Below are 14,558 nucleotides of genomic sequence, written 5' to 3' on the forward strand. Positions count from 1 at the left end.
TTATTCCTTAATTAAAATTGACTCAAACGGGCGTAAAAAATCCTCAGGTTTTTTGAGATCTTGATATGAAGAAAGTAACGGTTTTTGCTGAATTTTTTCGGCAAAAGGTAATTCTTTTTTTGTTAAATTTAAGTAAAAAATTAATTTTTCACCTTTAAATTCACGGCTAATTTTGCAAATTCCGTCTTTGGTTATTTCTAGTTTTGCTGTTCCGTCAACAAGCAAATCTTTTAAGTCATTTTTATAAAGAAAAATTAATTTTTTATAAAAATTTAAGATTGAATTTTTGTCTAAAACTTGAGTCTCAACATTCATTCGCGGGTCATCAAGGCTTGTGTTAATTCAGGCTTTTTGGCTTGAAAATCCATTGTTTTTATCTAAATTTCAGCGCAAAGGACCTCTTCCTGAATCGCGACTGTTAATATTTGCATAAATTAACATTTCTGATTCAGAATAAATTTTTTCTCTGTCAACAAGTGAAGCAAAAGCATTTTTCATATCAATGTCAACAAAATCTTGTCTGTTTTCAAAGTAAGAATTTGTCATTCCAATTTCTTCACCATAGTAAATTATCGGAATTCCGCGCATTGAAAAAAGCAAAAGAGCTAGCGATTTTGCTGATTCTTTTCAGAAAAATGGATAGTCTCCTCAACGCGAAATTGCCCTGGAAGTATCATGATTTGAAAGAAAATTGCTCATTAAACTCGGACTAATTTCTTCATTGTGTTGAAATGGGATTTGGGCATTAATAAAATCTTGATAGTCTCAATTTGGATTAAATCCGTTTCTGCCAGTTTTATTTGACCAGCCAATTCATCATCATGAAAAGTTGAAAAAATTATTGGCCAAAGGTGATTTTCCAGCCCCATATTTTATTAATTCTTCAACAGTTATTCCACTTGCCTCGCCAAAAGTGTAGGCATCAGGCTTATTTTTAAAGGCAAGTTCGTTAAATTTTTCAAGATATTCTTGGGCACCTTTGCATCAGGAAAAATACGGATTTTGTTCAACATTTTCAAAATTTTTAGCAACATGTTTGATGGCATCAAGGCGAAAACCACGAACTCCAAGGTCATACCAAAAATTAATAATGTCAACAAAAGCAGCTTGTGTGTCTGGATGGGCTCAATTTAAATCAACTTGGTCAGTGCTAAAAAGGTGGAAATAATATTTTTGAACATCTGGCTGTCATTCTCAGGCAGATCCGCCAAAAATTGAAGTTGCTTTTTGTTCTTCAGGGCTTAATTTTTCTCTTCAAATAAAATAATTATGCTCTTTGTTTTCAGGTGATTCTATTGCCTTTTTAAATCAGGAATGCTGACTTGAGACATGGTTTAAAACTACGTCAATTATTATATCTATATTTAATTCAGCGGCTTTTTTTGTCAATTTAGCAAAGTCATTAAGACTACCAAATTTAGACCAAATTGACTTATAATCAAGAACATCATAACCCGCATCAACAAAATTAGTTTCATAAAATGGGGTTAGTCAAATTGCGTCAATTCCTAAATCACTAAGATATTCAAGTTTATTGTAAATTCCAAGAATATCACCATTTCCGTCATTATTTGCATCATAAAATGATCTGACAAAAATTTGGTATACTACTTTATCTTTTAAATTTGTTTTCATTTTAGTAAAAATTTATCCTTTTTGTTAGCAAAATAGACTGATGAGGTTGAATTAAATTGTTAATATTATTCAATTTTGAATTAAAAAGTATTTCAAAGTCATCAAAATTATACTCATACTGATTATTTGAAAAATTGTGAATAATTTTAACGGCTTGACCTTCTAAGTCAATTTGATAAATAATTAATCCTTTATTTTTGTCAACAGTTTCAAAATTTAGACAATCTTTAATTTGCTGGTTTGTTTTTAGCCTAAAAAACTTGGTTTTTTGCCGAAATTCATTAATTTTGGCAAAAAAATTAAAAATTTGTTCTTCAATTTGCTTATTTTTTAAAATATCAAATTTTAGACCGTTAGTAAAATCTGTTGTCTTATAAGAATTAAAATCAAAAAAATCAGCATTTAAAAACTCAAAAGGTGGATTTTTTTGATTTAAATTTGGATGGCAAGCTTGATAAGTTGCTCCCGAAAAATCACAAACCTTTGAAAAGCAAAACTCACTTCCGGAACTAAAAAGAACTTTTCCTTGGACAAAAGAAACTAGCATCAAGGCTTGCCGGTAAGTTTCAATAAATTGTTTTTTCCCGATTTTTGGACAAGAAGACAAAATTTTATCAGCTAAAGTTGGTCCATCATGGCAGGTTAAATATGCTAAATTTAGGCTAATTTCATTAGCGAAAAGATCATAGCGTTTTTTAGAATGGTAAAAATCTTTAAAATCATAATCAGCAATATTTCCTGGAATTGAAGAGACATAAGCGCCGAATTTTACAGCATTTTTTGATAAAATAAGACCTTTGTCTTTTGGTGAATCGCTACCTCGAACAGCGTTGCGAATTGTGTCATTAAAATATCCAAAGTCAAAATTATTGCCTTCTTTTCCTTTTGTTAGTCTTTTAGAAAAAGGCAGATCACTAAAATCTCAAGCTTCTCCGTATAATAAAATGTTAGGATTAATTTTTCTTAGCTCTGTATCGATAATTTTAAGTGATTTTTTATCTAAAAATGAAGCTAAGTCAAAACGAAATCCATCGACTTTATAATATTTAACAAAAAAAATGAGTGAGTCTAAAATTAACCTAAAAGCCATCGGTTTTTGGGAGTCTAAGGGCGCAAATCCAACTGGAAAAATTTCAGCATTTTCGCGATAAAAATGACCTGGGGCAACATTTTCAAAAACTGAATTTTCAAAAGTGTGGTTATAAACAACATCAAGAATTATTCCAATATTGTTTTTGTGAGCTTGATCAACAAAATTGCGAAATTCAGCAATTTTTGCATAAGGGTCTTGTGGATTAGTTGAAAAACTAGAATTAAGTGAAAAAAAACCAATTGGGTCATAACCCCAGTTATAAGCACTATAATGGCCTTTTCCGTCGCCTTGGTGGAGAATAGGAACACTTTTTTGGGCAAAAGTATAGCAAGAATGGAGTGGAAGTAATTGTAAAAAGTTTAAATTCAGCTTATTTAAGTAAGAAAAAATACCATTGTCAATTGCTCCAATAAAAGTTCCAGGATATTGGACTTTTTTTGAAAGCGAACTAAAATCACGAACATGGAGCTCGTAAATCTGGGCATCAATTTTGGGATCAACCTCAAATAAGTTAATATCTGAAGGCATTTGGCCGGCTTTTTCTGAAAAAATATCAATTAAAAAGGCCTTAGGAGTTTCATTTTTGGTTCAATCAAAAGGAGCAAGACTGAATGCATATGGATCAAGGGCGAAAGTTGTTGTCGAATTAGGGTGTTCAACTTTCAAATTATATGAATATGATTCAAAATTTTTGCTAATTTTGCAAAACCAGGCTCCTTTTATTTTTTTCATTTTTATTGTTTTAAAAGGGGTTGAATCTTCAAAATGCTTATAAATTAAAAATTCAACTGAAATTGCATCAGGAGATCAAAAATAAAAATGAAACTTTTCATCCTTCAAAAACAAGCCAAGCGGTTCTAGGTATATTTTTCCGCGCGAATTTTTGCGAATTAGACTTTTTTCATAGTCAAAAAGCATGTTTACACCTAAATAATAAAAAAATTTGGCAAATTATTGGCAAAAATTTAAATAATTCAATATAACTTGCCGAAAAATAAATGCAAAATTTAAATTTTTATATTTAAATAATAAAAAAATTGCATTCTACTATTTTAGCATAAAAAAATTCTTTTTATTTTTTTTAATTATTTTTTCAGATTGTCTCAAACCAATAATTGCATGAGATATTTTTATTAGCCACCTTCTAAGCTAGCCTAGAAAATACCATTTTTTAGATACTCAAAAACTTGTTTTAATAATCAAAATAATTATAAATTAATTTTGCAAAAAATCCCGAGTTTCCCAGTTTGATGAGATAATCTTAAAAAAGTGTCCGGTTCAAACCAGGACAAAAAAATTAACGCTAAGGTGTTGGCTCTTCTGTCTGAGTTTAGTTTTGGGCCTTTTTTAACTCTTTTGGCAAAAGTTAATTACATATTTTAAAACACTGGCAAAAATGAATTTACGGATAAAATAACAAAAATCATAAAAAAATACAACTGCTATTTAAACTCAATGCAAATAGAAAACTCATTTTTATTTACATTGAGCCTAAAAAAATATGTGAAGTTTTGAAAGATCCATAATTAAAAGCCTTAAATTTATAGATTTCTAAACGGTTAAATTTAAGGCATTGCATCATATTTAAAAATATGACAGAAAATTCACATTTTCTGATTTTTTAGACAAAAAACATAATTAATTCCCCCTTAATTCAATACCCAAATTTATTAATTATTCTTAAGTGAGAATAATTATAACATAATTTTATTTTAGACCAAGCATTTTTTTTTTTTTTTTCAAAAGGTTAAATTTACAATAATAAAAATTAAAATTCTAGGAAAAAAACACGGATTTACCGTTATTTTTGCATATTTGTATTCAATAAAAAGTGAATTTTTGCCATCAAACTGGCAAACTCGGTAAAAACCTGTTTTAATAGTTGGAATAATTATACATTAATTTTGCAAAAAATAAAGAAAAATATTGATTTTTCACAAAAAAATAATTTTATAAGAATTTTTTTATGTTTTTTTAATTTTTTAATAAAAAATTATTTTTTTTGATAAAATTAGAAAAGAGTACGTATAGACATATGACAAATTCAAAACCAACGTTAAAAACAAGGTTTCGATATATTTTTTTAGGAAAACTGCCTCTTGAACGAAAGTATCGTCCTAAAATCATCGAATACTTCTATTTATTTATTGGAAATTTTGTAATTTCTACTTTTTGAGTATTAGTTTTATTAGCTTTTGGAAAATATGAATGGAAAATTTCCGAAAATTGAAGTCTAATTTTAGCTAACGAATTTAGTAGTTATTTTTGAAAATTCATAATATCTATTAGCATAACAGCTTGAGTTGTCAATATTTTCTTATGTATTCACTTGATTTACATTCTTTCAAAAACTGAAGATTATAAATGGGTAACATTTTTGTCAATTTTTACTAATGTTTTTCCATTTTTTAGCTTTTTTAGCTTAATTATTTCAGTTTTTGGCTTTTTTAAACACAAAATTGTTTTTAAATAGATGTAAAAGTGTTTTTTTTGAAAGGAATTATCATGAAGAAAATAACAAAATCAATTTTTGGAATGGTTTCTTTTAGCCCAATTGCCTTAATAGCTTGTGGGGGTCCTGTAAACGAATTTGCCCATAATAAAGAAATTATTGTCGCCGTTGACCCAGCCCAGACAAATTATTGAAAACAAAATATTGAAGAATTTAACAAAACTGATTCAGCAACAAAAAACGGCTTTAAAATTAGAACTATTTCCAAAAATGTCTTTTCAGCACTAGATTTTTCAACAGTTGGACACACAGACACAAACAATACACCTGATATTTTTTATGCACCCCAAGACCGAATTACCGATTTAGTCCAAGGTGGGGCAGTTTCTTATCTTAATGATTTTTTACCTAATTTATTTGACGAAATTACAGCTCAAATTGGTGCTACAGCAACAGAAAAAGAAAATATGAGAAATTTCGGGACTGTTTTTGGTCTAAAAGATAACAGAGTCCACTCAGAATTTGTTGGAATCCAACACAACAAAGAAGGAATTGTTCTAGCCTCAACAGAAAATGAAGACCAAACCCGGACAATTTTGCAAAATGCAGACACAGATTCACTTGCTGAACTTGTTGAAAAAGGCGAAGGTCTATTTAGAATCCAAGATTTTTGGTACGGAAATGGTGTTCTTGCTGGTGCCCTTGAAAAAATTGCTCAGCGCGAAAACTTAAAAGACGAAGACGGAAAACCGTTAAATTTAATGTCAAAATTATTATATACTAAAAATAATCAATTTACTTCTGGTCTTCTTCATAGTGATATTGATCCGGTTGTTGATGCTAATTTAAAACCGGAAAACAATGAATACCAGCAGTATTTCCGTGAAGCTTTTAAATCAGTGGCAAAAATTTACTACCCAGTTTTTAAAGCTGCTTATGAAAGTGAAGCTGATTATAAAAATTCAATTTGGTCTAAAAAGGGAATTTCACAGGCAGACTTAGCGCAAATTATTAAATCTGATATGAATGTTACCCAAAATACAATTTTTCGGCTAATGAAAGAAAAGAAACTAAAATTTGCAATTATTGGAACTTGAGATGTGCAAAACTCAGAAAAATCTGCAGATGCCAAGTCTTTTTTTAACATCACAAAAGCAACTAATGAAACTGATTTTAAACAGGCGCTAGGTTCATGATCTTTTTTGATCAACTCTCGAAATAATTCATCATCTCCTGAGCGAAAACAAGCCCTAAATGATCTTTTTAAAATAATGTTTTCGGCTAAAACAAACACCGCTTATTTCCAAGATGATTCAAAAATTCCGTTTGTAAAAGCGCTAACAAATCAAATCAAACAGGAAGTTGAAAAAATTAATCAACCTCTTAGTGTAAAATTTGAAACACTTAAAAAAGACTTAGGATATACAGACGATAATGAAATTGAAAATGCAATAAATGCCCAAATTCAAAAAACAGCAAATCCAAAGTATATCAACCAAACAGTTGAGTCAAATTGAGACAAAACAACAAATCCAGATGCTAGCTCAGAAGAAAATTATCTCACTTTTGGGGCGAGAATTGAAACAGACAATCTTGATGCCAGCCTAGTTGAAAGTGCTAATAAAATTAACAGTTTAATTGAAAAATACCAAAAATTTGCGGCAATCCGTAATACTTTAGCAACAATTTTTGGCCAAACAGATTTATCTAAATTCACCGGAAATGGTGAGAGCTGACAAATTGATCAGAGTTTTTTCAAAGTTGGAATTAAAGATGCAAAAGCTGGAAAATACGATCTTGATATTTCCCAAAGTGATACTACCGCACACGTTCGTAAAGTTGAGGCTTTCCTTTTTGGCGCAAATGGTGATGAACAATCTGAAAAAGACCAAAAAATTGAAAAATACAGTAAATTAATTTTGGAAAATAATCATGATCTTACAAAACTTGAGGCAAGTATTGTTGCTGAAATTAAAGAAATTCAAGAAAAAGCAAAACTAATTGCCAAAAATCCAGCTGCTGATGCAACAATTGAAAAAATTGCCCGTGCTTATTTAAATAATTATGTTAGTGCTGCCCTAATTCGCTCATTTGTTAGTCCTGAGACAATTAAGCAAACAAAAGCACAAAAAACTACCACAAAATCAGGTCAAACTGTTGACAAATACACCTTAGGTGATGCTGAAAAAATTATTAGTGAATACTTAAAATCAAAAAGTTTTGACAAAATTCTTAACGTAATTGACTCAGATAAAACAATTGAAAATCAAGGTGTTGGAATTCTTAATACCGATAATTCTCGTTTTGACAGATCAAATCCACAATTTAGTTCAACAGTTTGAGGAGCTTGAAATGATCAAACTTTTGGTTCAGAAGTTTTCCACAAAAGTGTTTTGGGTAAAATTAAAAACGAAGAAGATTTTGCCAAAATATTTTTTGACAAAGTTGCAATTGAATACTACAAAAAAATTCTTCTTGCAAACCAAGGAACTAGCAGGGTTATTGTAAATTTTAGTTAAAAATGGGGCCTTTTAAATTTAAGATCAACATACCAAAGGCACATTTTTATTTGCTAATTAGTTTAAGTGCTTTTTTGTCAATCGCGCTTATTAGTTGAATTTTAATCCCTTTTGTTTTTGGGACACATTTAGATCAAATCAGTAAAACAGATCAAGAAAATCAACGCGAAATTTTAGCCTCAAATTTAGCAGCTGGAAAATTAAGTGCTTATATTGGGACAAATTTATTTGTGATTTTCTTTGGAATTTACCTTTTTTTGGCTTATTCAAAAGTAAAAATTGGCTATTTATTCTACTTTTTTTGGATTTTTGTCTTTTGTTCAATGGCTGGCTATCCTTTTTTTCAAGGAGCAGAAAAATTAAACAGTGCTGAATTAATAAGCGGAATTTTTATCTCTATTTTTTGTGGGTTGATTGTTCTTGTGCTGATTTATTCAGTCTACATTTACCGACTTAAACGAATTATTTCAAAATACAAATTAGCAAGTGGCGGTTTTAATGCATAAATTACAACTCTATAATTATTATGGCAAGAAATTTGACACTATTATTGATATTGAGGCTAAAACGCTAAAATCTTATTATCATAGTGCAAAAATTACTCACTCAAGATTTTTAGATAAGATCAAAATTCAAGAAAACATTGAAAAAGAGCTGTTTTTACGGGCCAGGCAAACAATTCGCGATAATCTAAAACGCGAATTACATAGTCAAAAAATTGCCTTTAAAAATGAGCTAAAAGTTCTCAAAGACGCTTATATTAAACTTAATTTTGCAGTTTCAGTCGAAAAATTGCTCAGTTTTGAAATTAAAAAAATTGAAAAAGAGCTCAAAAATCTTCGCAATTGATTTAAAGATTTTTCAAAATCACTCAACCAAACAGAAGATAGCCCGCAAGTTAAAGTTGAATTATTTGAAAAAACAAAAAAATCAACCTTAGAATCTGAAGTTGACTTAATAAAAAAGCACTTTATTTTCCAAGTTTGCCTAAATTATGTTAGAAAATACCAAGACTTTGATTTTAATCTAAACAAAATTAGCCAATTTCTTGATGAAGATGGCAAAAAATTCTTATCTCAGTCAAAACTAAAAAGTGATTTTTTTGTCAATTTTTATCAGCAAATTAAACAAAAACAAGAAGAACTCTTAAAAAAATCAGCTTTGGCTAAAAAAAATTACACTGAAACAAAACAGTTACAAACTGACTTATATAAAAAAAGAAAGTCAAATTTAGAACTCAAAGCAAAACAAAAAATAATTTCGCTCGAATATAGTTATAAAAATGCAATTGATTTCCTAAAACAGCAAGCAAATCAGCAAAATGCAGCCCAAAGAGAATTAATTAGCGAAAAAAAGAAAGAAATTATCGCTTTTGAGTCCAAAAATATTAGCAAACTAAATGAATTTAAGCACGAAATTAATGCCCAAATTAGCAAAATTAGTGCTCAAAAACAAAAATATCTCGCCTTTAGTTTGTCCCAAACAAAAATAAATTTCCTTGATCAGGCGATTAAATTATTTTACGACATTCAAAAAAATCAAAATTTTGAAATTCCAGATTTAGATATTTCCCTAGAAAATCACGGTCAAATTTTAAAAGACAAGCTAGATTTTTTCCATAAATTAAAAGATGAAAATCAACAACTTTTTGATTTAATTAAAAGTCATTATTTTGGTTTTTATGGTAGCTTTTTAATAAAAAAATTGGCAAAATCAAGTCTAAAATGGCAAATTTTGCTCCAAAAAGCTAAATATTTAAAACAATATTCATACAAAGGTCATTATCTTCAAGATCTAGGCTGGGCAACCAGAGAAAAAACGATCGAAGACTTTAAGACACGGATAAAATTTATAAATGAAAAAATTCTTGCAAAATACGAGCTTAAAGTTTTAAAATCAAGTCCAGATTTTAAAACTCAGCAAGAAGAAATTAAAACAAAAATCAGTGAAATTAAGCAAAATTATGTCGAAAGTGTTGCTAAAAACAAAAAGCGACTTCAGCAAAACGAAATTGCCAAAACAGCCTTTAAAAACTTGCAAAAACAAGCCAAAATTGCAAAAACCGACCAAAAAAGAACGCTGTTTTTGAGCTCAAAAATAACAAAATTCAAACAAATTCTCAAAACAAATAATTACCGTTATTTTAACGAACTAAAAGTTAACAAGAAAATTTATGAATCAAAAGCAAATGAAGCACTAAAATCTTATCCTGTTGAGACAATAAAAAACGTCCGTTTTATTAGCTTCTTTTTGAATTTAATCTTTCCGGGGCTTGCTGAATTATTTGTATTTCGTCAGTTTATCAAAGGATCTTTACTTTCAGTTGTTAGTATAATTTCTTATGCTTTTATAATTCCCTTTTCATTTGGGGCTTACTGGTCGAAAATGGGCGGAATTCCGGGCTTTGCTGACTTAGGAGCAAATCTGCACTCGCCCCGGGATGGTATTTTTACTGATGCACGTTTTTACCTTTTTGGTGGCGTCCTGTCGGTAATTTTAATGGCTTTTGTGCTAATTTACTTTATAATTGGGGCAATTTCGGCTTGAAGAATTGCAAAAGCAATGGAAGCTGGCGTTGTTCCGGGAAAATGACTCTATTCAAAACAGTGACTCCAGACTACCGGATTTCCGTGAATGATTTCACTAATTGGCCATGCTTTAATGATTTTTATCGTTGCTGCGCCAATAATTACTTCAGTTTTAATTTCTTTTACTGACTATGGCTACAATCATGCTGCCCCAGGTCAGACAGTCAACTGAGTTGGACTTAAGCAATGAGGAAAATGGTGAGATTATCGCCAACTTGGACTGTTTCAATCATTAGCTTCAGTTCTGGGTTGGACAGCAATTTGGACAGTTTTATCAACACTATTTCCAATTGGTCTAGGAATTTTAATTGCAATTTTAACAAATTCTTCCCGAATTAAAGGTAAAAAAATTTTTCGGCTAATATTTATTTTACCTTGGGCAGTGCCGGCGTTTGTTTCCTTGTCTTTTATTCGTTCAATGTTTGCCGCTGATTCAAAAGGTTATATTAATTTAATTTTAATTAATTTAGGACTTATTAAAGACGGAATTTCTTGACTAAATCAAATTGGTACGGCCCGAGTTTTACTAATTGTTGTTCAGACTTGAATTAGTTATGCCTTTATTTTTATGCTTGTTACCGGAAATCTGCAGGCAATTTCGGGCGAAATTTACGAAGCTGGTGCTGTTGATGGGGCTTCAAAATCGCAAATTTTCTGAAAGCTAACGCTTCCCCAGCTGCTTCTGGGAATTGCGCCAATGCTAATTGGACAATTTGTCGGCGCCTTTAATAACTTTACAACAATTTCAATTTTTACTGGCGGTGGGCCTGCTTATGCAAATGCCTCCCCATTTGGCGAGGCCTCAACTGACATTATTATTTCTTGGGTCTTTAAGCTAACAACTCAAGGAATAAAAATTGACGGTCACCAAGCTTTTGCCGCCGCACTTTCAACACTGGCAGCGCTAATTAGTATTAGTTTTGCCCTTCGTGGTTTTATAAAATCAATGCAAAGGAGATAAAATTATGAACTTATTAGTGTCAAAAATTGCTAGTTATGAGTTTGTTGCCAAAACTTCTAGTCCAAAAAAACGTCTGAATTTAAGCGATGAACGCGATATTAAACCAATTGAGTTACTTTGAATTTTTCTTAATTATTTAATTTTAATTTCTTGGTCTGTTGTTGTTTTATTTCCAATAGTTTCACTAGTTATTGCTACTTTTAATGTCGCTAATACTCGACTTATTACAATTACGCCGTTTGTTTTTGGATTTGATAATTTCACTTATTTATTTACTTCTGAACGGTCTTATTTTTTCTCTTGGTACGGAAATACACTAACAATTGCGCTTTTAACGATGGTTATTTCAACTACCGCAGTTGCACTAAATAGTTATGCTTATTCACGTTTTCGTTTCAAAGGTTCAAAACATTCTTTGACAATAATTATGTTATTGCAAATGATTCCGGCAACTTCTTCGTTAATTTTTCTCTATATTTTAGTCCAAATTGGCCAAATTGGCGGAATTTCACCGATATTTATGTTAGTAATTATTTACTCAGGTGGGGCAGTTTCTGGAAATACTTTCATGCTCAAAGCTTATTTAGATAGTATTTCCCGCGAGCTTGATGATTCAGCAAAAATTGATGGCTGTTCAAATTTTGGTGTTTTTTTCAAAATTTTATTACCAGTTTTACGACCTGCAATAATTATGGTTGCCCTTTGGTCTTTTTTAACACCATTTACCGATGTTATTTTACCAAGATTTGTGCTTTTCAATATTCAAGACTTAACTCTTGCTGTCGGGCTTGAAACTTTTATTAATGTTGAGCCAAAACATGTCAATGCTGGTGCCTATGCAGCTGGGGCTCTACTTGCGGCTCTTCCTGCGCTTGGTTTATTTATGTATTTGCAAAAATACATAATTGGCGGACTTTCTGAAGGAGCGGTTAAAGGTTAATTATGGAAAAAAATAAAAAACTTTTTGAACTTGAAGATCTTAATTTAGATTTAAATCAAATTGATTTAAATAAGATGGTTGCAAAAATTGGCCAACAACAGGAAGAAACAAAAGGTGCCAAAATTGTTCTTAATAATGTCTCAAAAAAATATGAAGGTAATGACAAATATACACTCGAGGCAATTGATCTTACAATTGAAAGTGGTAATTTTTGCATCTTTTTAGGGCCTTCAGGTTCAGGAAAAACAACGCTTTTAAGAATGATTGCCGGCCTAAATTCAATTACTCAAGGTGATTTAATTTTTAATGGCAAACGGTATAATAACCTGCCACCCCATCAGCGAAATATTGCAATGGTTTTCCAGTCTTATGCCCTTTATCCACATTTGAATGTTTATGATAATATTTCTTTTGGACTTAAAATTGCAAAAGAAAGACGCGACATTATTGACTCAAAAGTGAAAAATGTTGCCCAAATTTTAAAAATCAGCGACTATTTATACTCAAAACCGCGTGATCTTTCTGGTGGTCAACGTCAACGGGTTGCAATTGGACGGGCAATTGCTCGTGCACCGCAAGTTTTTTTAATGGACGAACCACTTTCAAATTTAGATGCAAAATTACGTGAATCAATGCGCCGTGAAATTGTAAATATTCACCGAATGCTCAAAACTACAAGTATTTATGTAACTCATGATCAACTTGAGGCAATGACGATGGGAAACCAAATTGTAGTTTTTAATGATGGTAAAATTCAGCAAAATGGAACCGGAAAAGAATTATATTTTAAACCTAAAAACACTTTTGTTGCCACTTTTATCGGTTCGCCAACAATGAATTTATTTGATTGTATCGTTGAGAACAACCAAATAAAGGCTAAAAAAGCTCCAATTTGATTTGAAGTTGACCAAAAATTGGCAAATTTATTAAGTCAAAATCAAGAATTACAAGTCGGCTTTCGTTCTGAAGATATTTATCTAAATCAAGATCAGGCCCAATTTGACGGTATTATTACTAATGTTGAGTTAATTGGTAAAGATCAACTTGTTGCAATTAAAGTTAGCGATCAACTCGAACTAATTTCCAACCAGAACAATATTTTTGAATACTTTTTAGATCAAAAAGTTAAACTCAGCTTTAATTTAGAACGGATCCACATTTTTGATGCAATAACAAAGGAGCGAATTGATCTTGATAACTAATTTAGAATCACGAAGCGCTAAAATTTACTTTTTTATCGCACCCTATTTTACTCGTAAAGTTTTACAATTAATAAGTAAAATTTTACTTTTAATAATTATAATTTTCTCTTTTGTCCAAATTTGACAGTTTCTTGAACGAATTGATTGGGAAATTGATTTTGTTTCAAAAGGTAGTTTTTCTAATTTAACTACTCAAGAAATTACTGAAATTGCTAGAAGCAAATCAACTTCATTGCCACTTTGACCGATTTTTATTAGTTTAATTTCACTTGTTATTGTTTTTGGTTTTATTCTGTTTTTTTTAATTTTAGCACAACATATTTATTTATGAAAACAATTTGGCGATCTTAAAGGATTTTATAAATTTATTTTTACTTTATCTATAATTATTTTTATTTTAAGTTTCTTTATTGTTGCCCTTCAACCGGCTCAAGTTGAGCAAAATGTTAATGTAAAAATTGGCGAAACCACCGTCACAGATTCAATTTTTTCTGATTTTCCTAATTATACAAAAATGTGAATAAGTCTAATTTTTAGCTTTTTAATTTTGATTTTACAAATAAGTGCAAAATCAAAATTTGGAGCTCTTGAAAAAGACAAAACTTTAGCAAAAAAACCTTTTGAAACAAAAAGTCTTGAAGCAAAAATAAACAAAATTATCCAAAAAAATTCCAACAGCTAATTATATTTAAACATTTTCGCGAGTTTACCAGCTTGATAGATAATCTTAAAAAGTGTACTGATTATTTTGGGCACTTTTTTAATTTTTTTGGTAAAAATTAATTACCTATTTTAAAACACTGGCAAAAATCAATTTATGGATAAAATAACAAAAATCATAAAAAAATACAACTACTATTTAAACTCAATGTAAATAGAGAACTCGTTTTTATTTACATTGAGCCTAAAAAAATATGTGAAGTTTTGAAAGAGCCATAATCAAAAGCCATAAATTTATAGATTTCTAAACGGTTAAATTTATGGCATACCATCATATTTAAAAATATAATGGAAAATTCGCATTTTCTGATTTTTTAGATAAAAAACATAACTAATTCCCCTTAGTTCAATATCAAAATTTATTAATTATTCTTAGTGAACATAATTATAACAGAAATTTTTTTTAAACCAAGCATTTTTTTTTTTTTTTTCGAGTTTCCCTATTTGA

The 14,558-nt window shown here is 30.0% G+C and carries 8 protein-coding genes; 6 read left to right on the top strand and 2 right to left on the bottom strand.

The window, feature by feature from the left end:
• The gene (locus tag QJQ40_RS01925; protein WP_282860963.1) at window positions 1-1,635 is read right to left on the bottom strand and encodes an alpha-amylase family glycosyl hydrolase; all 1,635 of its coding nucleotides are present in this window, start codon (window positions 1,633-1,635) and stop codon (window positions 1-3) included.
• Between the two features lies 1 nt (window position 1,636).
• On the bottom strand, window positions 1,637-3,646 hold the full coding sequence (locus QJQ40_RS01930) for an alpha-amylase family glycosyl hydrolase (RefSeq protein ID WP_282860964.1): 2,010 nt from the start codon (window positions 3,644-3,646) through the stop codon (window positions 1,637-1,639).
• Between the two features lie 1,587 nt (window positions 3,647-5,233).
• Between QJQ40_RS01930 and QJQ40_RS01935 the strand changes: the two genes are divergently transcribed.
• Genes QJQ40_RS01935 through QJQ40_RS01960 form a run of 6 tightly spaced genes read left to right on the top strand, consistent with a single transcriptional unit; the run spans window position 5,234 to window position 14,072 of the window.
• Window positions 5,234-7,699 (top strand): hypothetical protein, encoded by a 2,466-nt coding sequence (locus tag QJQ40_RS01935; protein WP_282860965.1) that lies wholly within the window; start codon window positions 5,234-5,236, stop codon window positions 7,697-7,699.
• 2 nt (window positions 7,700-7,701) lie between these two features.
• Complete coding sequence (locus QJQ40_RS01940; protein ID WP_282860966.1) at window positions 7,702-8,205, top strand: hypothetical protein; 504 nt, start codon at window positions 7,702-7,704, stop codon at window positions 8,203-8,205.
• The gene (locus QJQ40_RS01945; protein ID WP_282860967.1) at window positions 8,198-11,248 is read left to right on the top strand and encodes an ABC transporter permease subunit; all 3,051 of its coding nucleotides are present in this window, start codon (window positions 8,198-8,200) and stop codon (window positions 11,246-11,248) included. The genes QJQ40_RS01940 and QJQ40_RS01945 overlap by 8 nt, the downstream gene beginning before the upstream one ends.
• 4 nt (window positions 11,249-11,252) lie before the next feature.
• On the top strand, window positions 11,253-12,188 hold the full coding sequence (locus QJQ40_RS01950; protein WP_282860968.1) for a sugar ABC transporter permease: 936 nt from the start codon (window positions 11,253-11,255) through the stop codon (window positions 12,186-12,188).
• A 2-nt stretch (window positions 12,189-12,190) separates the two neighbouring features.
• Window positions 12,191-13,390 carry an ABC transporter ATP-binding protein gene (locus QJQ40_RS01955; RefSeq protein WP_282860969.1) on the top strand — a complete coding sequence of 400 codons (1,200 nt, stop codon included), beginning with the start codon at window positions 12,191-12,193 and terminating at the stop codon, window positions 13,388-13,390.
• The gene (locus tag QJQ40_RS01960; RefSeq protein WP_069099610.1) at window positions 13,380-14,072 is read left to right on the top strand and encodes a hypothetical protein; all 693 of its coding nucleotides are present in this window, start codon (window positions 13,380-13,382) and stop codon (window positions 14,070-14,072) included. The genes QJQ40_RS01955 and QJQ40_RS01960 overlap by 11 nt, the downstream gene beginning before the upstream one ends.
• Window positions 14,073-14,558 lie beyond the last annotated feature (486 nt).

Origin of the sequence: Mesomycoplasma ovipneumoniae (assembly GCF_030012565.1) — a bacterium.
Taxonomy (GTDB): Bacteria; Bacillota_I; Bacilli_A; order Mycoplasmatales; family Metamycoplasmataceae; genus Mesomycoplasma; species Mesomycoplasma ovipneumoniae_D.